The sequence below is a fragment of the Amnimonas aquatica genome (genome assembly GCF_002943415.1).
Classification (GTDB): domain Bacteria; phylum Pseudomonadota; class Gammaproteobacteria; order Pseudomonadales; family Moraxellaceae; genus Perlucidibaca; species Perlucidibaca aquatica_A.
The window spans coordinates 1-18,768 of record NZ_PTQZ01000009.1 but is presented as its reverse complement, the minus strand read 5'-3'; the positions used below and the strand labels follow the sequence as shown (position 1 = coordinate 18,768).

The 18,768-nt window shown below is 67.9% G+C and carries 23 protein-coding genes; 6 read left to right on the top strand and 17 right to left on the bottom strand.

The features are described from left to right. Positions 1 to 311 (top strand): VOC family protein (locus C5O18_RS01105; RefSeq protein ID WP_105191041.1); only part of this gene is annotated, 311 nt, incomplete at its 5' end. A 133-nt stretch (positions 312 to 444) separates the two neighbouring features. After that, on the top strand, positions 445 to 1,512 hold the full coding sequence (nadA, locus tag C5O18_RS01100; RefSeq protein ID WP_105191040.1) for a quinolinate synthase NadA: 1,068 nt from the start codon (positions 445 to 447) through the stop codon (positions 1,510 to 1,512). Between the two features lie 84 nt (positions 1,513 to 1,596). Here nadA and C5O18_RS01095 read toward each other — a convergent pair whose 3' ends face one another. Next, positions 1,597 to 3,063 carry a M48 family metalloprotease gene (locus C5O18_RS01095; protein ID WP_105191039.1) on the bottom strand — a complete coding sequence of 489 codons (1,467 nt, stop codon included), beginning with the start codon at positions 3,061 to 3,063 and terminating at the stop codon, positions 1,597 to 1,599. A gap of 168 nt (positions 3,064 to 3,231) precedes the next feature. Here C5O18_RS01095 and C5O18_RS01090 point away from each other — a divergent pair, with 168 nt between their 5' ends. Further along, the gene (locus C5O18_RS01090; RefSeq protein ID WP_105191038.1) at positions 3,232 to 3,462 is read left to right on the top strand and encodes a sulfurtransferase TusA family protein; all 231 of its coding nucleotides are present in this window, start codon (positions 3,232 to 3,234) and stop codon (positions 3,460 to 3,462) included. A gap of 119 nt (positions 3,463 to 3,581) precedes the next feature. On the opposite strand, the gene C5O18_RS01085 is transcribed toward C5O18_RS01090, so the two are convergent. From C5O18_RS01085 to aspS, 16 genes are all read right to left on the bottom strand, one after another. Then, positions 3,582 to 4,049: a peroxiredoxin gene (locus C5O18_RS01085; RefSeq protein ID WP_105191037.1), complete on the bottom strand. Its 468-nt coding sequence runs from the start codon at positions 4,047 to 4,049 to the stop codon at positions 3,582 to 3,584. A gap of 36 nt (positions 4,050 to 4,085) precedes the next feature. Further along, the gene (locus C5O18_RS01080) at positions 4,086 to 4,628 is read right to left on the bottom strand and encodes a glycine cleavage system transcriptional repressor (RefSeq protein WP_105191036.1); all 543 of its coding nucleotides are present in this window, start codon (positions 4,626 to 4,628) and stop codon (positions 4,086 to 4,088) included. Between the two features lie 115 nt (positions 4,629 to 4,743). Then, the gene (queC, locus tag C5O18_RS01075; protein WP_241146692.1) at positions 4,744 to 5,415 is read right to left on the bottom strand and encodes a 7-cyano-7-deazaguanine synthase QueC; all 672 of its coding nucleotides are present in this window, start codon (positions 5,413 to 5,415) and stop codon (positions 4,744 to 4,746) included. Between the two features lie 2 nt (positions 5,416 to 5,417). After that, positions 5,418 to 6,062, bottom strand: a complete 645-nt coding sequence (gene queE / locus C5O18_RS01070; protein ID WP_105191035.1) for a 7-carboxy-7-deazaguanine synthase QueE — start codon at positions 6,060 to 6,062, stop codon at positions 5,418 to 5,420. A 33-nt stretch (positions 6,063 to 6,095) separates the two neighbouring features. Beyond that, positions 6,096 to 7,151: a YbgF trimerization domain-containing protein gene (locus C5O18_RS01065; RefSeq protein WP_105191034.1), complete on the bottom strand. Its 1,056-nt coding sequence runs from the start codon at positions 7,149 to 7,151 to the stop codon at positions 6,096 to 6,098. A 75-nt stretch (positions 7,152 to 7,226) separates the two neighbouring features. Beyond that, a complete protein-coding gene (gene pal / locus C5O18_RS01060; RefSeq protein ID WP_105191033.1) occupies positions 7,227 to 7,877 on the bottom strand; it encodes a peptidoglycan-associated lipoprotein Pal in 651 nt (216 codons plus the stop codon). A gap of 80 nt (positions 7,878 to 7,957) precedes the next feature. Beyond that, positions 7,958 to 9,244: a Tol-Pal system beta propeller repeat protein TolB gene (gene tolB / locus C5O18_RS01055; protein WP_105191032.1), complete on the bottom strand. Its 1,287-nt coding sequence runs from the start codon at positions 9,242 to 9,244 to the stop codon at positions 7,958 to 7,960. Between the two features lie 2 nt (positions 9,245 to 9,246). Next, positions 9,247 to 10,101 carry an energy transducer TonB gene (locus C5O18_RS01050; RefSeq protein WP_105191031.1) on the bottom strand — a complete coding sequence of 285 codons (855 nt, stop codon included), beginning with the start codon at positions 10,099 to 10,101 and terminating at the stop codon, positions 9,247 to 9,249. A gap of 21 nt (positions 10,102 to 10,122) precedes the next feature. Then, a complete protein-coding gene (gene tolR / locus C5O18_RS01045) occupies positions 10,123 to 10,569 on the bottom strand; it encodes a protein TolR (protein ID WP_206389676.1) in 447 nt (148 codons plus the stop codon). A 2-nt stretch (positions 10,570 to 10,571) separates the two neighbouring features. Next, a complete protein-coding gene (gene tolQ, locus C5O18_RS01040; protein ID WP_105191030.1) occupies positions 10,572 to 11,264 on the bottom strand; it encodes a protein TolQ in 693 nt (230 codons plus the stop codon). Continuing rightward, complete coding sequence (gene ybgC, locus C5O18_RS01035; RefSeq protein WP_105191029.1) at positions 11,261 to 11,701, bottom strand: tol-pal system-associated acyl-CoA thioesterase; 441 nt, start codon at positions 11,699 to 11,701, stop codon at positions 11,261 to 11,263. Before ybgC ends, tolQ begins: the two co-directional genes overlap by 4 nt. Further along, positions 11,698 to 12,732, bottom strand: coding sequence for a Holliday junction branch migration DNA helicase RuvB (ruvB, locus tag C5O18_RS01030; RefSeq protein ID WP_105191028.1), 1,035 nt, complete (start codon positions 12,730 to 12,732; stop codon positions 11,698 to 11,700). Before ruvB ends, ybgC begins: the two co-directional genes overlap by 4 nt. Before the next feature lie 15 nt (positions 12,733 to 12,747). Then, positions 12,748 to 13,368, bottom strand: a complete 621-nt coding sequence (ruvA, locus tag C5O18_RS01025; RefSeq protein ID WP_105191027.1) for a Holliday junction branch migration protein RuvA — start codon at positions 13,366 to 13,368, stop codon at positions 12,748 to 12,750. A 46-nt stretch (positions 13,369 to 13,414) separates the two neighbouring features. After that, on the bottom strand, positions 13,415 to 13,933 hold the full coding sequence (gene ruvC, locus C5O18_RS01020) for a crossover junction endodeoxyribonuclease RuvC (RefSeq protein WP_105191026.1): 519 nt from the start codon (positions 13,931 to 13,933) through the stop codon (positions 13,415 to 13,417). A 93-nt stretch (positions 13,934 to 14,026) separates the two neighbouring features. Beyond that, positions 14,027 to 14,776, bottom strand: a complete 750-nt coding sequence (locus tag C5O18_RS01015) for a YebC/PmpR family DNA-binding transcriptional regulator (RefSeq protein ID WP_105191025.1) — start codon at positions 14,774 to 14,776, stop codon at positions 14,027 to 14,029. 4 nt (positions 14,777 to 14,780) lie between these two features. Continuing rightward, on the bottom strand, positions 14,781 to 16,589 hold the full coding sequence (gene aspS / locus C5O18_RS01010) for an aspartate--tRNA ligase (protein ID WP_105191024.1): 1,809 nt from the start codon (positions 16,587 to 16,589) through the stop codon (positions 14,781 to 14,783). 245 nt (positions 16,590 to 16,834) lie between these two features. Between aspS and C5O18_RS10665 the strand changes: the two genes are divergently transcribed. From C5O18_RS10665 to C5O18_RS01000, 3 genes are all read left to right on the top strand, one after another. Next, positions 16,835 to 17,002, top strand: a complete 168-nt coding sequence (locus C5O18_RS10665; RefSeq protein WP_164488758.1) for a PA3496 family putative envelope integrity protein — start codon at positions 16,835 to 16,837, stop codon at positions 17,000 to 17,002. A gap of 140 nt (positions 17,003 to 17,142) precedes the next feature. Then, on the top strand, positions 17,143 to 17,742 hold the full coding sequence (locus C5O18_RS01005) for a superoxide dismutase (protein WP_105191023.1): 600 nt from the start codon (positions 17,143 to 17,145) through the stop codon (positions 17,740 to 17,742). Between the two features lie 122 nt (positions 17,743 to 17,864). Continuing rightward, positions 17,865 to 18,768 (top strand): histidine kinase dimerization/phospho-acceptor domain-containing protein (locus C5O18_RS01000; RefSeq protein WP_146089164.1); only part of this gene is annotated, 904 nt, incomplete at its 3' end.

The window sequence follows — 18,768 nt, the reverse complement described above, 5'->3', positions numbered from 1 at the left end:
GCCACGACCTCGATGCCACCCGTGGTTTCTACCGCGCCCTGCCTGGTTTCAGCGTCAGCGACCCGGGCGATGCCACGCTCACCGTCACGCAGGCCGGCGCCACGCTGATCTTCACCGCCGCCGACCTCTGGGGCGGGCCGCCCGCGTTCACCGGCACGCTCTATTTCAGCGTCGCCGATGTCGATGCCGTGTTCGCGGCCATCGGCACCGGTGTCACCGTGGCCTGGCCGCCGCAGGACATGCCCTACGGCGGCCGCGAGTTCGGCATCCGCGACTGCAACGGCTACCACCTGGCGTTCCGGCGGGCCTGAGGCCGGCGCGCGCCCTGGCAAGGGGCACCGCAAATCCCGGTCACACATGCCCACAGGAAAACGGTGTCCTTTGCCGAGGGCTGCGCTAGAATCGCGACCCTTGTCTTTTTCACGTCACGCACGGGGGTGTGCCATGAACCAGCCCGTCGACCACGCCGCCCAGCGGCTTGTCCAGCAGCACCTCGATCATCTGCACGAGGTTCAGGACACGCTGAGCCCGGCCGAGAAACAGGCGCTGCGCGCGCGCATCAAGGACCTGCTGGTCCGCGAGGATGCCGTGCTGGTGGCGCATTACTACACCGATCCCGAGCTGCAGTCGTTGGCCGAGGAAACCGGTGGCTGCGTCTCCGACTCGCTGGAGATGGCCCGCTTCGGCAATGCCCATCCGGCCAGGACGCTGGTGGTCGCCGGCGTCAAGTTCATGGGCGAGACCGCGAAGATCCTCAACCCCGAAAAGCGCGTGCTCATGCCCACGCTGGAAGCGACCTGCTCGCTCGACCTGGGTTGCCCGGCCGACACCTTCACCGCGTTCTGCGACCAGCACCCGGACCACACCGTGGTGGTCTATGCCAACACCTCGGCGGCGGTGAAGGCGAGGGCGGACTGGGTGGTGACTTCCAGCATCGCGGTGGATGTCGTCGACCACCTGGCCGGTCTCGGCGAGAAGGTCATCTGGGCGCCGGACAAGTACCTCGGCGGCTATGTGCAGAAGGTCACCGGCGCCGACATGATCCTCTGGGACAGCTCCTGCATCGTGCACGAGGAGTTCAAGTCGCGCGGCATTCTCGACCTCAAGAAGCAGTTCCCCGATGCCGCCGTGCTGGTGCACCCGGAGTCGCCGGCCTCGGTGGTGGAGATCGCAGATGCCGTGGGTTCGACTTCGCAGCTGATCGCGGCGGCTCGTGACCTGCCCAACGAGCGCCTGATCGTCGCCACCGACCGCGGTATTTTCTACAAGATGCAGCAGGCCGCGCCCGGCAAGATCTTCATGGAGGCCCCGACGGCCGGCAACGGCGCCACCTGCCGCTCCTGCGCGCATTGCCCGTGGATGGCCATGAACGCGCTCGACAACCTGGCGCATGTGCTGGAGCACGGGGGCGAGGAGATCTTCGTCGATGAGGACGTGCGCGTGAAGGCCATGGTGCCGCTGCAGCGCATGCTCGATTTCTCCGCCGAACTCAAGCGCGCCCGCGGCGGCTGAGGCCGGCGCGGATCAGACGGCGGGGGTCGATTCGGGCATGCCATGGGGCCGTACTTCGGGTCGGCTCCATGGCGTGCCGTCACCTCAGCGCCGGAACTCGGCGTCCAGTTTCTTCATGTCTTCCAGCCGGCGCGAAAGCTGCGCGCTCAGCGGGTAGTTGTCGCGCGCCAGACGCAGGGCGTTGCGCATCTGGTCTTCGGCGGCCTTCTGGCGGCCGGTCAGGAAGAACAGCTCGGCGCGGGCGCGGAACACCGCCAGGCTGTCGCCCTGGCTGGCAGCGCAGTCGGAGAGCAGGCGCCAGACCAGCGGATCGCCGGCATGGCGGCGCACGGCCTGGTCCAGCAGCGGCCGCAGCTGGTCGCCCTGCTTCAGGGGCAGCGCGGAGCGGGTCAGGCGGTCGAGCAGGCTGCGCTGGCCGGGGAACAGCGACAGGCCGTCCTGGCTGCGCTTCATGGCGGCGGCGTAGTCGCGCCGCGCGAGGTCGATATCGATGGCGGTGATGCGGTAGTCGAGCCGGTTGGGCTCGGCCTTCAGCAACGGCGCCAGCGTGTCGGCGGCGGCATCGACCTGGTTGTTGCGCAGCAGCGCCAGGCTCAGGCCGAGGCGGGTGGCGTCCGGCGGGTTGGGCGCCTTCAGCGCTTCCTGGAAGGCCGCGATCATTTCGTTGAGCTGCTTGCTGTAGGCCACCTGCAGGCGCACCTGGATCAGCCGGAATTCGGGGCGGGGCGGGTTGAGCTGGCGTGGCCAGTCGTTGACGCGGCGCTCCAGGTCGGAGAGGCGGGTGGTCGACAGCGGGTGGGTGAGCAGGAATTCCGGCATGTAGCCGAGCTGGCGCGTGGCACGCTCGAGCTTGAGGAAGAAGTCCGGCATGGCGCGCGGGTCGTAGCCGGCCTGGGTCAGGGTCTGCATGCCGACGCGGTCGGCCTCCTGCTCGAAGGCTCGGCTGTAGCGCAGCTGGTTCTGCAGCGCGGCGGCCTGCGCCGACATGCCCAGCGCCATGGCGGCATCACCCGAGCCGCCGCCGGCCGAGGCCGCCGCGATGCTGGCGAGCAGGCCGCCGAGGGCCAGCCACTGGTTGTACTGGTTGGCCTCCTGCGAGCGCGCGAAGTGACGCTGGCTCAGGTGGCCGAGCTCGTGGGCCATGACGCCGGCGACTTCATCCTCGCGGTCGGCGGTCAGGATCAGCCCGGTGTTGATGCCGATCACCCCGCCGGGCACGGCGAAGGCGTTGACCTCGCGGTTGTCGACCACCACCAGCGAGAACTGCGGCTCGACCAGCTGGCTGTGCAGGGCGAGGCGGTACACCAGGTCTTCGATGTAATCGCTGACCAGCGGCTCCTGCCACAGCGGCGTGCTGCCGCGCAGCTGGCGCAGCCAGGCCTGGCCCAGGCGTGACTCGGTGCCCTTGTCGGCGATCAGGTCGGCGGGCTGGCCGAGCTCGGGCAGCGTGTTGGTGCCGGTGTCGGCCAGCGCCGGCGAGGGCAGCAGCAGAAGGGCGGAGAGCAGGGCGGACGCGATGATGGCCGGGCGCTGGGTCGTCGAATCGGTCATCCGTAAAAGGCTCCTGGCACCGGCGGAATGGCGCCGGACGCTGCATGGTAAGATGAAAGCCGCGGCGCTGCACAGGGTGCCGACAGGGTACTTGGGCACGAGAAAGCCTGTGCTCGGGAACGAGATGCCGGCAGGGAAACACGAAACCGGCGGAGATGAAAAACAGACATGACCAGCCCGGTATTGCTCGACCTGCGCGGCCTGCGCTGCCCGCTGCCGCTGCTGCGCCTGAAGCAGGCGCTGCACCGACACACAACGGGCGACGAGCTCAGGGTGTTGACCAGCGACAGCGGCGCCCTGCGTGATATTCCGGCGTTCCTGCGCCAGTCCGGCCACGAGCTGCTCGACAGCGAGGCGGCGGCGTCCGGCGAGGCGGCGTTCCTGATCCGCAAGGGCTGAGGCCACGGGGGCAAAGGACAGGATGTCCTGAAATGAAAACGCCGCCCCGGAGGGCGGCGCCTGCATGTCTTGCCGATCCCGGCTGGCGCCGGCGGCCCGTCGCGTCTGCCGCGGACGTATCAGCCCAGCGCCTTCACGGCTTCCAGCACCACGGCGGCATGGCCGTCGGCCTTGACCTTGCGCCACTCGGCGCGCAGCACGCCTTCGGCATCGATCACGAAAGTGCTGCGCTCGATGCCCTGCACCTGCTTGCCGTACATGTTCTTGGTCTTGATCACGTCGAACAGGCGGCACACGGCTTCGTCGGCATCGCTGATCAGGTCGAAGGGCAGGCACTCGTTGCCGCGGAACTTCTCGTGCGACTTCAGGCTGTCGCGGGAAATGCCGAAGATGACCGCCCCGGCGGCCTCGAATTCGCCGCGCAGGTCGCGGAACTGCTGGCTTTCCAGCGTGCAGCCGGGCGTCGAGTCCTTGGGGTAGAAATAGAGCACGACCTTGCGGCCGCGCAGGCCGGCCAGGGAAACGCTGCCGCTGCCGGTGCTGGCGGCGGTGAAGTCGGGAACGGCCTGGCCTATGGCGATGCTCATGGTGTGCTCCTCGTGTACGGAAGTTCTGTCCGGCGATCAGGCCTTGTAGGGCTCGATGATGGCATCCAGGTTGCGGTCGTCGCAGAACAGCAGGAAGTTCTCGCGCAGCGACGCGATATGCACGCGCGCCGGAATGTTCACGGTCATGGTCAGCGCGAACATCTGCGAGCCGGTGTGCGGCGCGGCGTAGGTGCTGGTCTCCATGGCTTCGATGTTGATGCCCTGGCTGGCGAAGAAGTTGGCGATCTCGTGCACGATGCCCGGGTTGTCGAGCGCGATCACGCTGACGCTGTAGGGAATCGACTCGCGCTGCGGCGCACGGGTCTCGGTGCGCTTGGAGATCACTTCCAGGCTCAGGCGGCGACCGAGGGCGGGCAGCTGCGCCTCCAGCTTGGCGATGGCATCCCAGGTGCCGGAGACCATCAGGATGATGGCGAACTCCTGGCCCATGACGATCATGCGCGAGTCGGCGATATTGCAGCGTGCGTCGGTGGCAGCGCGGGCCAGTTCGTCCACGATGCCGGTGCGGTCGGCGCCCAGTGCCGACAGCACGAGGAAATGTTCGGTTTCAGGTCTCATGCGGGGTGCTCAACGAGGGAGGTTCGGGGTCCGGCGTACTTGATGGCACAAGTCTAGCCATGCCGCCGGGGCGAGGCTAGGGCCTGTCATCGATTGATTGCGCGGCGTGCGGCCGTCACGGCGCGTAACGTGTCGGATCGGCCACGCCGGCGTCGCTGAAGCCCTTGCGGCGCAGGCGGCAGGCATCGCAGCGGCCGCAGGCACTGCCGTCGTCGTCGGCCTGGTAGCACGACACCGTCAGGCCGTAGTCCAGCCCCAGCCGCAGGCCGGTGCGGATGATGTCGGCCTTGCTGAGGTCGATCAGCGGCGTGCGGATGTGCATGAGCCCGCCCTCGACGCCGGCCTTGGTGGCCAGGTTGGCGACGCGCGTGAAGGCCGCGATGTATTCCGGCCGGCAGTCCGGGTAGCCCGAGTAGTCCACCGCGTTGACACCGATGAAGATGTCCTGCGCGCCGGTGACCTCGGCGAGGCCGAGCGCGAACGACAGGAACACGGTGTTGCGCGCCGGCACGTAGGTCACCGGAATGCCTTCGGACTCCTCCTCGGGCACGGCGATGCCGGCGTCGGTCAGCGCCGAGCCGCCGATCAGTCCCAGGTCCAGGCGCATGACGCGGTGGTCCTCGACCTGCAGCGCCTTCGCGATGCGGCGGGCGGCGGCCAGTTCGGCGTTGTGGCGCTGGCCGTAGTCGAAGCTCAGCGCGGAAATGCTGTAGCCCTGTTCACGGGCGATGGCGAGGCAGGTGGCGGAGTCCAGTCCGCCGGACAGCAGGACGACGGCGTGCGGCATGTTCAGTGTCCGGGTTCGTTGTTCCAGAGGTATTTGTGCAGCTGCACCTGCAGGCGCGCCGGAATGCGATCGGCCAGCATCCATTCTGCCAGCTCGCGCGGCTTCAGGGTCTCGTGGCCTGGCGAGAACAGCACGTCGCTGACGCGCCCGTAGAGCTCGTACTGGTCGCACTGCAGGCGGGCCCAGTCATAGTCGCTGCGCGAGCTGACCACGAACTTGACCTGGTCGTTCGGCGTCAGGTGCGGGATGTTCTCGTACAGGTTGCGGTGCGATTCGCCGGAGCCCGGCGCCTTCAGGTCCATGACGCGCGACACCCGCGTGTCGACCTTCTCGATGGGCAGGGCGCCGCTGGTCTCCAGCGAGACATCGTGGCCGCGGTCGCAGAGCGCGGTGAGCAGGGTCAGGCATTCCGGCTGCGCCAGCGGCTCTCCGCCGGTCACGGTGACATGGCGGGTGTCGTAGCCGGCCACTTCGGCGAGGATGTCGTCCAGCGCCCACTGCCTGCCGCCGCTGAAGGCATAGCTGGTGTCGCACCAGACGCAGCGCAGCGGGCAGCCGGTCAGGCGCACGAACACGGTCGGCAGGCCGACCGTGCGTGCTTCACCCTGCAGGGAATGAAAGATTTCCGTCAGACGCAGGCTGACCATGTCATGGCTCGACAACCGGATGGGGCGCGAAGTTTAGCGCGTGCCACCCAATGACGCACCATTGGCAGGGTTTTGATCCAGATAGGCCTGCGCCAGCCGGGCCTCCGGGCTCGACGGGAACTTCGCCAGCACGTCCTGCATCCAGCGCCGTGCCTCGTTGCGCTGGCCGCGCAGGTCGGCGATGGTACCGAGCTTGTAGTACGACGACGGCACCTTGGGGTTGCCTTCGTAGTCGCGGATGACGCGGTTGAAGCTGGTCTCCGCGGCCTGGTAGTTGGCCGGCTCCAGCGCGAGCTGGAACTCGCCCAGCCAGTAGTGGGCGTTGGGCGCGAAGATGCTGTTCGGGTACTGCTTAACGAACGACTGCATGGCGGTGATGGCCGCCGGTGCGCCATCGGCGCGGAAGCGCTGGTAGGCGGCGAGGTAGGCCTGTTTCTGCTTCTCGATGTCGGCGGCGCTGTCGTTGCCGACCACGGTGCTGGCCGGCTGCTGAGCGGCAGGCGTGGCCGCCGGCTTCTCGACGATCGGTACCGGCACCGCGACCGGCGCGGTGCCGGCTGCCGGTGCTGCGGGGGTGACCGGTGCTGTCGCCGGCGTGGCGGGCGCCGCGGCTGCCGGGTCGATCGCCGGGTCGGCATGGGCATGACCGGCAGCGTCGGCGGCGGCCGCATCCGCGCCGTTTTCCGGCGTGGCTGCAGGCTCAGGCTGCTTGTTCAGCAGCTCCAGGCGCTGGTCGAGGTCGGTGTAGCGCACGCGCAGATCCTCGCGCATGCGCTCGATGAGCTGCTGCTGTTCTTCGACCTGGCCCTGCAGGCTGGCGACGGTGGCCTGCAGGCTCTCCAGCTGCTGGAACATGTCCCAGGCCGGGTTGACTGCCGCAGGTGCCGGCGCGGCTGCCGCGGCGGGGCGGGCGGTGGCAGGCTGCTGCGCGGTCGGGGCGGGCTGAGGCGCGGCCTGACGGGTCGGCGCGCTGCCCTGTGCCGGGGTCAGCGGGCGTTGCTCGATCTCGATGGCGTGTGCCGGCAGCGATGCCGCCATGCCGATCATCAGCGCGAGCAGGGTGTGCTTGGGGGTGATGCCTGGCTGCATGGTGTCTCCGGTGTCGGTGCGCCTGCCAGAAAAGACAAACGGGCCGCAGCCCGTCTGTCTTGTCCGGCATGCGGATCAGTTCGGGGTGCCGCTGACGTAGTCCAGCTCGACGCGGCGGTTCTTGGCCCAGGACTCTTCGTCGTTGCCGTCGGCCACGGGCTTTTCCTTGCCATAGCTGACGACGGACAGCTGGCCGGCGTTGACGCCGTTGCTGACCAGATAGCGTGCGACGGCGTTGGCGCGGCGCTCGCCCAGAGCCAGGTTGTATTCGCGGGTGCCGCGCTCGTCGGTGTGGCCGGAGAGCTGCAGGCGGGTGCTCGGGTTGTTGCGCAGGTAGGCTGCGTGGGCGTTCAGGCCGCCGTAGGAGAGGGCGGTGATGTCGCTCAGGTTGGTGCCGAAGTAGAACACGCGGATGCGCAGCAGGTCGGCGGCGGCACCGGTGGCGGCTGCACCACCGATGACGGTGCTGTCGCTGCTGTCGGCGATGATGTTGCCGGAGATCGGGTTGCCCAGGTTAGCCGAGCCGGTTTCCGGCGCTTCCGGTGCGGATTCGGACAGGCCGGTGCCGGTCGACGAGATGGCCTCGACCGCCGGGGCCGGCGGCAGGTTTTCAAACTGCGAGTCGTCATTCGTGATCGGACGCGGGCCGCGGAACAGCGAGCACGCGGTCATGGTGGTGACCAGCAGGCCGACCGTGACGAGTTTGACTGACTTCGAAATGTTCACTGTTGAAAACTCCTTGAGCACTTTCTCTTATGATTGCTGAGCGCTGATTCTGATTGCTGCGACAGTAGCCGAGTCAGGCATCAGCGTAAATAGGGCGACCACACCGGTTCGCGCACTTCCCCGTCGACGGCCGGCAGCCGCATCTTGAAACGGCCGTCCAGCGACATGATGCCGAGCACGCCCATGCGCCCCTTGCGGGTGGCATAGACCACCATCTGGCTGTTGGGCGCGAAGCTGGGCGACTCGTCCAGCGGCGTGCTGGTGAGGATGCTGAACACGCTGTTGTTGAGATCCTGGATGCCGATGGCGTAGCTGCTCGGGCCGGTCTGGTGCACCACTGCCAGGTGGCGGTCGTTCGGGCTGATGTCGCCGCGGGCGTTGAAGTTGCCCTTGAAGGTCAGGCGCCTGGTGTCGCCGCTGGCGAGGTTGACGCGGTAGATCTGCGGGCCGCCGCTGCGGTCGGAGGTGAAGATCAGCGACTTGCCGTCGCTGGTCCAGCGCGGCTCGGTGTCGATGGCCGGGTTGTTGGTGACGCGCGTCAGCTGCTTGCTCTCAAGATCCATGATGTAGATCTCGGGATTGCCGTCGCGCGACAGCGTCAGCGCCATGCGCTTGCCGTCCGGCGACCAGGCCGGCGCGCCGTTCAGGCCCGGGAAGTCGGTGAGCTTGGTGCGCTGGCGGGTGGCCAGGTTCTGCACGAAGATCGCCGGCTTGCGGCCTTCGAACGAGACATAGGCGACCTGGCGCGCGTTCGGCGACCAGGTCGGCGACAGGATGGGCTCGACCGAGTCCAGCAGGGTGATCTGGCGTTCGCCGTCGATGTCCGACAGCTCCAGTCGGTAGCGCTTGCGGCCGTCGCGGACGTACTGGTTCACGTACATGATCTTGGTCGAGAACACGCCGGACTCGCCGGTGACCTGCTTGTAGATCTTGTCGCTGATGTAGTGGCCGGCATCGCGCCAGCGGCTGGCGTCGACGGTGAAGGTTTCGCCCAGGATGCGCTCCAGGCCGCCTTTCTTGAGCAGTTCGTAGCGGAAGCTGAAGCGGCCGTCGGCGAGCTTGCTGGCGCTGCCCAGCACCACCAGGTCGGCGGCGATGTTCTGCCAGGCACCGGGCAGGATCTCGGCGCTGCTGGCCGGGCGACCGGGCAGGGTGGCGGGGTCGAGCGAGCGGAACTGGCCGCTGCGGTCGAGGTCGGCGCGGATGATGCCGCCGATGTTCTCGCCGGCCTCGATGCCGCCGAAGGGCACCACGGCGATGGGGGTGGCGTCATCCAGGCGCTGGGTGATCTCGATGGTCAGCGTCGCCTGTGCCAGTCCGGACACGAACAGGAAAACCAGGCTCAGCCATGACGCACGAAAGGACATGATCACTCCTCGGTATTGTAGTTGAGCGAGAAGACCCGGAAGTTCTCGCGGAAGAGCATGACGTCGGATGGTACCGGAAGAGGGCTGGCCCGTTCCACGGCTTCCTTCACGCTGGCGTCGAAGGCCTGGTTGCCGCTGCTGCGGGTGACGATCACGGACGCGACCTCGCCACCGGGCAGCACGGTGATACGAACTCCGGTGGTGAGCTGCGCGTTGACATTCGCCGGTCGGCGCCACTGGCTCTTGATCTTCTTGTGGATGGCCTCGGTGAACTCGCGGATCTGCGCCGCCTGCTGGCGCGCGCGGGCATCGGCGGCGGCCTGCGCGGCCATGGCGTCGGCTTCGTCCTTGAGCTGCTGGGCCAGCGCCTGCTGGCGCTTCTCGGCGTCCTGCCGGCGCTTGCGGGCTTCGGCCTCGGCGGCGATGCGTGCTGCCTCGGCTTCGGCTCGGGCGATCTCGTCGTCGATGCGCTGCTCGTCGATCTTCGGCTTGGCCGGTTTCGCCGGCTCGGGCTCGGACTTGGGCTTGGTCGCGGGCTTGACGGTATCGGGCTTGGGCGCGGGCTTCGGCTCTGCCTTGGGTTCCGGCTTGGGCTCGGGCTTAGTCGCCGGTTTCGGTGCCGGTTCGGGCTTGGGCCTCGGCGGCTCCGGACGGGGCTCGGGGGCTGGCGCGGGCTGCGGCGCGGCAACCGGGCGCGCGGGTGCGGACACAGGTGCCGGCGGCGCCGACATCAGCACCGCCTGCATGATGGGCGTGGGTTCCGGCAGGTCATGCGGGCGGGCGAACAGCCAGAGCAGCAGGCCCAGCAGCAGATGCAGGGCGATGGAGCCGATGACCGGACGCGGGGCGAGTCTCATGGGGTCAGCACCGTGCGCGTGTCAGGGCCTGGCGGCCGGCAGCTCGGTGAGCAGGCCGACCTGCTTCACGCCGCCCTGCTGCAGCGAGGCCATGAGTTCGATGACGCGGCCGTAGCCGACGTTGCGGTCGCCGTTGACCAGCACCGGCACATCGGCGCCGCGGGCGCTGCGCAGGGCGCGGATCTCGCTGGGCAGGTTCTGCATGCTGACCTGGTGGCGGGTGTCCGGATCGCTCTGCAGCCAGAAGCTGCCGTTGGCACGCACGGTCACGATCAGCGGCTGCTGCTCCTTGAGCGACAGCGCGTCGGCCTCGGCCTGAGGCAGGTCGACCTCGATGCCCTGGGTCAGCATGGGCGCGGTGATCATGAAGATCACCAGCAGCACCAGCATGACGTCGATGTAGGGCACGACGTTCATTTCCGACATGGGGGCCTTGCGCGGGCGGCGGAAACTGCTGTGCAGGCTCATGTTCAGCGCACTGCGTGGTGGGCGTGGGCTTCGCGGTGCAGGATGCTGCTCAGTTCCTCGGCGAAGATCTCGTAGCGCGACAGCAGGCTGTTGCTGCGTGCCGAGAAGCGGTTGTAGGCGAGCACCGCGGGAATGGCCGCGAACAGGCCGATGGCGGTGGCGATCAGGGCTTCGGCGATGCCCGGGGCGACCACCGCCAGCGTGGCCTGCTGCACCTTGGCCAGACCGAGGAACGACGACATGATGCCCCAGACGGTGCCGAACAGGCCGATGTATGGGCTGGTGGAGCCGACGCTGGCGAGGAAGGGCAGCTGCGCCTCCAGCTTGCCCTGCTCGACGCTCAGCGAAATGCGCAGCGCGCGCGACACGCCCTGCATGATGGCGTCGGCGTCGGCCTGCTTGTCGCGCAGGCGCTGGAACTCCTGGAAGCCGGCGCGGAACAGGTTCTCGCAGCCCGAGTCAGGGTTCGGGGTGTGGTTGATCTGGTCATGCAGCTGGCGCATGTCCATGCCGGACCAGAAGCGCTCCTCGAAATCGCGGCTCAGGCTGTCGGCGCGGCGGAAGGTGCCGGCGCGCTGCAGGATGATGCCCCAGGAGACCACCGAAGCCAGCACGAGGATGGCCATGACGGCCTGCACCACGGGGCTGGCCTGGAGAATGAGGGAGGCAACGGTCATCTCGGGTGCAGCGGTCATTGATCACTTCCTGTTTGGTGTTGCAGCAAGGCGGACAAGGTAGAGGGGAGCGCACGCGGTTTCAAGCTGTCGCGGTCAACGCAGGCGATCTCGATCAGGCCGTCTGCCAGTACCACGTCACCCCGGAGTATCCGTTGACGGAAGTGCAGCGAGGCGCGGCCCAGGCGGACAACTTGTGCGCAGGCGGTCAGCTCGTCGTCGAGCCGGGCCGGCAGGCGGTAGTCGACCTCGGCGCGGCGGACCACGAAGAACACCGGCTCGGCGCTCACCAGGTAGTGCTGGAAGCCGAGGCTGCGCAGCCATTCGGTGCGCGCGCGCTCCATGAACTTGAGGTAGTTGACGTAATAGACGATGCCGCCGGCGTCGGTGTCTTCGATGTAGACCCGCAGCGGCCAGCGGAACTCGGCGAATGCCGGTGCGACGATCAGGTCGCTCATGCGCCGTCCCCCTGCGGGCGGCCGCCATCCGGCGCGCGCAGGCCGAGCTGCAGCCAGGCCTGGGCGCTGGCCATGCGGCCGCGCGCGGTGCGCAGGATCAGGCCCTGCTGGATCAGGTAGGGCTCGATGACATCCTCCAGCGTGCCGGCATCCTCGGACAGCGCGGCGGCCATGGACTCGACGCCGACCGGGCCGCCGTCGAAGCGCTCGCAGAGCATGCTCAGGTAGCGGCGGTCGAGGCCGTCGAGGCCGTGCGCGTCGACATCGAGCATGGTCAGCGCGGCGCTGGCGACCTGCTGCGAGATGACGCCGTCGGCCCGTACCTCGGCGTAGTCGCGCACGCGCCGCAGCAGGCGGTTGGCGATGCGCGGCGTGCCGCGCGCGCGGCGGGCGATCTCGGCCGCGCCGCCGGCCTCGATGCCGAGGTTGAGCAGCTGTGCCGAGCGCGTCACGATGTGGGTGAGGTCGGGCACGCTGTAGAACTCCAGGCGCTGCACGATACCGAAGCGGTCGCGCAGCGGCGAGGTCAGCAGGCCGGCGCGGGTGGTGGCGCCGACCAGCGTGAACGGCGGCAGGTCGAGCTTGATCGAGCGCGCCGCCGGGCCTTCGCCGATGACGATATCGAGCTGGTAGTCCTCCATGGCCGGGTAGAGGATTTCCTCGACCACCGGCGACAGGCGGTGGATCTCGTCGATGAACAGCACATCGCCTTCTTCCAGGCTGGTGAGCAGGGCGGCTAGGTCGCCGGCGCGCTCCAGCACCGGACCGGAGGTCGAGCGCAGTTCGCCGCCCATCTCGCGCGCGATGATGTTGGCCAGCGTGGTCTTGCCGAGGCCGGGCGGGCCGAAGATCAGCGTGTGGTCGAGCGCCTCGCGGCGCGAGCGCGCGGCGCCGATGAATATCTCCATCTGCTCGCGCACCACCGGCTGGCCGACGTAGTCGCTCAGCCGGGTCGGGCGGATGGCGCGGTCGATCAGTTCTTCCTGCGGCTTGCCGGCGGCGGTCACCAGGCGGTCGGACTCGATGCTCATGCGGTCTCCCTGGCGTCAGGCCTTGAGCAGGCGCTTGAGCGCGGCGCGCACCAGCTCGGCGGTGTCGGGGTGGCTGCCGGCCACGGCCTTGACCGCGCGCTCGGCTTCGGCGGGCTTGTAGCCGAGCGCGACCAGCGCGCTCTCCGCTTCCTCCTCGGGCGAGGCCGGCGCTTCCACCAGCGGCAGTGCCGACGGTGCCGTGCCGGGCTTGCGCACCACGCGGATGCCGCCGAGCGTGCCGAGCTTGTCGCGCAGTTCGATCACCAGGCGCTCGGCGGTCTTCTTGCCGACGCCGGGCACCTTGGTCAGCAGGGTCACGTCCTCGCGCGCGATGCATTCGCGCAGGGCGTCGACTTCCATGCCCGAGAGCAGCGCCAGCGCCAGCTTGGGGCCGACGCCGCTGACCTTGATGAGGATGCGGAACACCTGCAGGGCGTCGCGGTCGCGGAAGCCGAACAGCTGGTGCGCGTCCTCTCGCACGCTGAGGTGGGTCCAGAGCGTGACCGTCTCGCCCAGCGCGGGCAGCAGATAGAAGGTGGTGAGCGGGACATCGACCTCGTAGCCGACGCCATGGACGTCGACCACCACATGCGGTGCGAGCTTTTCGATCAGGGTGCCGTGCAGGCGCGCAATCATGCCGTTTTCCTGGTCCCCGCGAGCGCGGGGAGGGATGCTGTTGTTGTCATCGGCCGCGTCCGCGACGCAGCCCGGTGACCGCCATTCTACCCATGTTGCCGCTGGCGTGGGCATGGCAGATGGCGGCGGCGAGGGCATCGGCGGCATCTGCCTGCGGCGGCTGCTCGAGGTTGAGCAGGCGCATGACCATGTGCTGCACCTGGGCCTTCTCGGCGGAGCCGGTGCCGACCACCGCGAGCTTGATCTGGCGGGCGCCGTACTCGGCGACCTCGACATCGTGGCTGACCAGTGCCGCCAGTGCGGCGCCGCGGGCCTGGCCGAGCTTGAGCGCGGAGTCGGCGTTGCGGGCGAGGAACACCTGCTCGACGGCGGCCTGCGTCGGCTGCCAGCGGCGGATGATCTCGCTGACACCCGCGAAAATGGTCTTCACGCGGCCGGGCAGGGGCTGTTCGGTGTCCATGCGGATGCAGCCGCTGTCGAGGTAGCGCCATTCGCGGCCGTCACGGGCGATGACGCCGTAGCCGGTGATGCGGGAGCCGGGGTCGATGCCGAGGATGATGGTCATGGCGGGCTCCGGGCGTGGCCGGCGCCTTCCCGAAGGGCCGGGCGGGGTGGTCGCCGGTGTCGCGCGCCGGGACGGGCGCGACACCGGAGGCTGTCACTTGTTCAGCGCGGCCATGACCTCGTCGCTGAAGCTGGCGTTGGTGTAGACGTTCTGCACGTCGTCCAGGTCCTCCAGCATGTCGATCATCTTGAGGATCTTCTCGGCCTGCTCGAGGTCGGCGATGTCGGCTTCGGTCGAGGCCTTCATGGTGACTTCCGCGCCTTCGCTCTTGAGGCCGGCGGCCTCCAGCGCGTCGACCACGGCACCGAAGGCTTCCGGCGTGGTGACCACGACGAAGCCGTCGCTGTCACCTTCGACGTCGTCGGCGCCGGCTTCCAGCGCGACTTCCATCAGCTTGTCCTCGTCGCTGCCGGCGGGGAAGCTGATTTCGCCGCGCTTGGCGAACAGGTAGGCCACCGAGCCGCTGGTGCCGAGGTTGCCGCCGTTCTTGCCGAAGGCATGACGGACTTCGGCCACGGTGCGGTTGACGTTGTCGGTCATGGTCTCGACCAGCACGGCCACGCCGCCGACGCCGTAACCCTCGTAGGTCAGCTCGTCGAGCTTCTTGTCGTCTTCGCCGCCGGCGCCGCGCTGGATGGCGCGGTTGACGACGTCGCGGGTCATGTTGGCGCCCAGCGCCTTGGCGACGATGGCGCGCAGGCGCGGATTGTCGGCTTCGCTGGGGCCGCCGAGGCGGGCGGCCACGGTGATTTCACGGATGAACTTGGTGAACACCTTGCCCTTGGAGGCGTCCTGACGGGCCTTGCGGTGCTTGATGTTGGCCCATTTGCTGTGACCTGCCATGACCTCAGGCCTCCTTCTTGTTGCTGTCGTCGCGCTTGGCGTCTTCGCGCAGGCGGATGCCCAGTTCGCGCAGCTGCTTGTTCTCGACCGGGGCCGGCGCGTGCGTCATCAGGCACTCGGCGGTCTTGGTCTTGGGGAAAGCGATGACGTCGCGGATCGAGGTGGCGCCGGTCATCAGCATGACCAGGCGATCGAGGCCGAAGGCCAGGCCGCCGTGGGGCGGGGCACCGTACTTGAGGGCGTCGAGCAGGAACTCGAACTTCTCGTTGGCTTCTTCCTCGCCGATGCCGAGCGCTTCGAACACGGCCTTCTGCATGTCCAGGTTGTAGATGCGCAGCGAGCCGCCGCCGAGCTCGGTGCCGTTGAGCACCATGTCGTAGGCCACCGAGATGGCTTCGCCCGGGTTGCTCTTGAGCGTGGCGACATCGCACTTGGGCAGCGTGAACGGGTGGTGGACCGAGGTCCACTGGCCGTCATCGACTTCCTCGAACATCGGGAAGTCGACCACCCACAGCGGTGCCCATTCGCTGGTGAGCAGCTTGAGATCGTGGCCGAGGCGGACGCGCAGGGCGCCGAGGGCGTCGTTGACCACCTTGGCCTTGTCGGCGCCGAAGAAGATCAGGTCGCCGTTCTGCGCGCCGGTGCGCTCGATGATGGCCTTGAGCGCGTCATCGGGCAGGAACTTGACGATCGGCGACTGCAGGCCGCTGCCTTCGCCGTTGTGGATGTTCGAGACATCGTTGACCTTGATGTAGGCCAGGCCCTTGGCGCCGTAGATGCCGACGAACTTGGTGTAGTCGTCGATCTGGCTGCGCGGCATGGTGTTGCCGCCCGGCACCCGGAGGGCGGCGATGCGGCCCTTGGGGTCCTTGGCCGGGCCGGCGAAGACCTTGAACTCGACCTGCTGCATGAGGTCGGCGACATCCACCAGCTCCAGCGGGATGCGCAGGTCGGGCTTGTCGGAGGCGAAGCGGCGCATGGCTTCGGCATAGGTCATGCGCGGGAAGGCGTCGAACTTCACGCCCAGCAGCTGGTCGAACAGCTCCACCGCCATGCCTTCGGTGATCTGCATGATCTCTTCATCGGAGAGGAAGGAGGTCTCGATGTCGATCTGGGTGAATTCCGGCTGGCGATCGGCGCGCAGGTCCTCGTCGCGGAAGCACTTGGCGATCTGGTAGTAGCGGTCGAAGCCCGAGACCATGAGCAGCTGCTTGAACAGCTGCGGCGACTGCGGCAGGGCGAAGAAGCTGCCCGGCTGGGTGCGCGAGGGCACCAGGTAGTCGCGCGCGCCTTCCGGCGTGGCACGGGTGAGAATCGGGGTCTCGACATCGAGGAAGCCGTTGCGGTCGAGGTAGTTGCGGATCAGCGAGGTCACGCGCGAACGGAAGCGCATGCGCTCGAGCATTTCCGGCCGGCGCATGTCGAGGAAGCGGTACTTCAGGCGAACTTCCTCGCCGACATTGCCGAAATCGTCGTTGAGCGGGAAGGGCGGGGTCTCGGACTGCGCCAGGATCTCGATCTCCTTGCCCAGCACCTCGATCTGGCCGGTCGGCATGTTGGCGTTCTCGGTGCCGGCGTAGCGCTGGCGCACGCGGCCGGTGACCTTGAGCACGAATTCGGAGCGCGACTTGTCGGCCAGCGCGAAGGCCTCGGGCGTATCCGGATCGATCACCACCTGCACCAGACCTTCGCGGTCGCGCATGTCCAGGAAGATGACGCCGCCGTGGTCGCGGCGACGGTGGACCCAGCCGCACAGGGTCACGGTCTGGTCGATATGGGATTGATTGAGGCTGCCACAGTAGTGACTACGCATGAGGCCGACATCCAGTACAGGTTTTGGGGTGCGATTTGGCGCGCCGGAAGGCTCCGGCGAAGCAAGCGCAGAAGTATAGCCAAGTGATCCGCGCTTCGCGACCTGCGCGGAAGCCGTGCCGGGGCCTCTTTACAGCGCAAATTTCTTGGCGTACATAGCGCGGAAGAAAGGTGCGGCGGCAGTGCCGGCGGCCTTTCCCGGCATTGAGAAGTGTTTCGGCAGATGATCTGGCGGAGGGCTGCGAGTTGGAAGAAGGATTCCTGGAAGAGGCGGGTGATCAGGACAACGAAGATGTCGGCAAGGCGCAGTCGGTGAAGAACCTGCTGGCCAAGCGTCGTCAGCTCGACGATGTTCTGGACGAGCGCCGGCTGCGCCGGCAGCTGCGTGACTACGATTTCGATCTGGACGAGTGACTGACGACTTTTCGTGCGCCTGGCGGCACTTGTTCCGTTGTCTTGTATTGCACGCAGGATTCCTGCGGGCATAATGGCCCGGTCCGGCCCTTGACCGTGCAAATAGCAATGATTTTCATATAGATAGACAGGAATCAGATATGGCCATCGAACTGCCCGCACTGCCCTATGAAAGCACCGCCCTGGAGCCGTACATCACGGCCCACACCCTGAGCTTCCACCACGGCAAGCACCACAACGCCTACGTGGTCAACCTGAACAACCTGATCAAGGGCACCGATCTGGAGAGCGCCAGCCTGGAAGCCATCATCCAGGCCTCGGCCGGTGACGCAGCCAAGGCCGGCATCTTCAACAACAGCGCCCAGGTCTGGAACCACACCTTCTACTGGAACAGCATGAAGCAGAACGGCGGCGGCCTGCCGACCGGCGCCATCGCCGCTAAGATCGATGCCGACTTCGGTTCCTACGAGAAGTTCGTCGAGGCCTTCAAGGCCGCTGCCACCACGCAGTTCGGTTCCGGCTGGGCCTGGCTGGTCGTCGGTGCCGACGGCAAGCTCGCTGTCACCAAGACCGGCAACGCCGACACCCCGATCGTGCACGGCCAGAAGCCGCTGATCACCATCGACGTGTGGGAGCACGCCTACTACCTGGACTTCCAGAACCGTCGTCCGGACTACATCAGCACCTTCCTCGACAAGCTGGTCAACTGGGACTTCGCCAACGCCAACCTGGCCGGCTGACGCCCCGGGCCGGCTCCGGCCGGCGGTGTGCCAAGGCATGCCATGCAGCGACCAAAAGGCACCTTCGGGTGCCTTTTGCTTTCCTGTACCATGCCGCCGATGACCCCTCGGGAGCGGAAACGATGCAGATCGCCGGGCGTGGCGGGCTGATGCCGCCGGACCCCATGCGCAGGAACCTGGTCGAGCTGTGCTGGCTGCGCGTCATCCTGGCCGGCCTGCTGCTGCTCACCGCCCTGTACTGCCAGCTCACTCAGGCCGGCGAGCTGCGCTGGCCCTGGGGGCTGGTGCTGGTGTTCGCGTTGCTGCTGCTGCTCAACGCGCTGACCTGGCTGCGCCTGCGCAGTCCGCGCGAGGTCGAGCAGGACGAGCTGTTCCTGCAGCTGCTGTTCGACCTGCTGCTGCTGACCATGCTGTTCCGCCTCAGCGGCGGCAGCAGCAACCCGTTCGTGACCTACTACCTGGTGGCGCTGGCGATAGCCGCCACCACCTTGTCGCGGCGGCAGACCGGTGTGCTCGCCGTGCTCATGCTGCTGGCCTATTCGGCGCTGTTCTGGTGGCCGCCGGCACCCATGGCCGCGGGCGGCGTGCAGTGGCCGTGGGACTCGTACCACGGGCATCTGCTCGGCATGTGGGTGAACTTCACCATCAGCGCGCTGCTGCTGGTGTTCTTCCTCGGCCGCATGCACCTGCGCCTGCGCCAGCGCGACCGTTACCTCGCCAAGCAGCAGCGGCGCCTTTTGCAGCGCGACCAGGCGGTGGCCATGGGCACGCTGGCTGCCACCGCCGTGCACGAGCTGGCGACGCCGCTGGCGACGCTGACGCTGCTGGCCGAGGAGCTGGAGCAGGATAGCCGCGACGCGGCCGCGCTGGCGGCCCTGCAGGTGGAACTGCGGCGCTGCCGCGAAATCCTTTCGGCCCTGCGCGAGCAGGCGCGCCGGCCGGAAGCGCTGCCGCCGCGTCCGCTGCGCGAGCACCTGCAGAACTGCGTGCAGCCGCTGCAGGTGCGCTATCCGCAGTGCGAGTTCG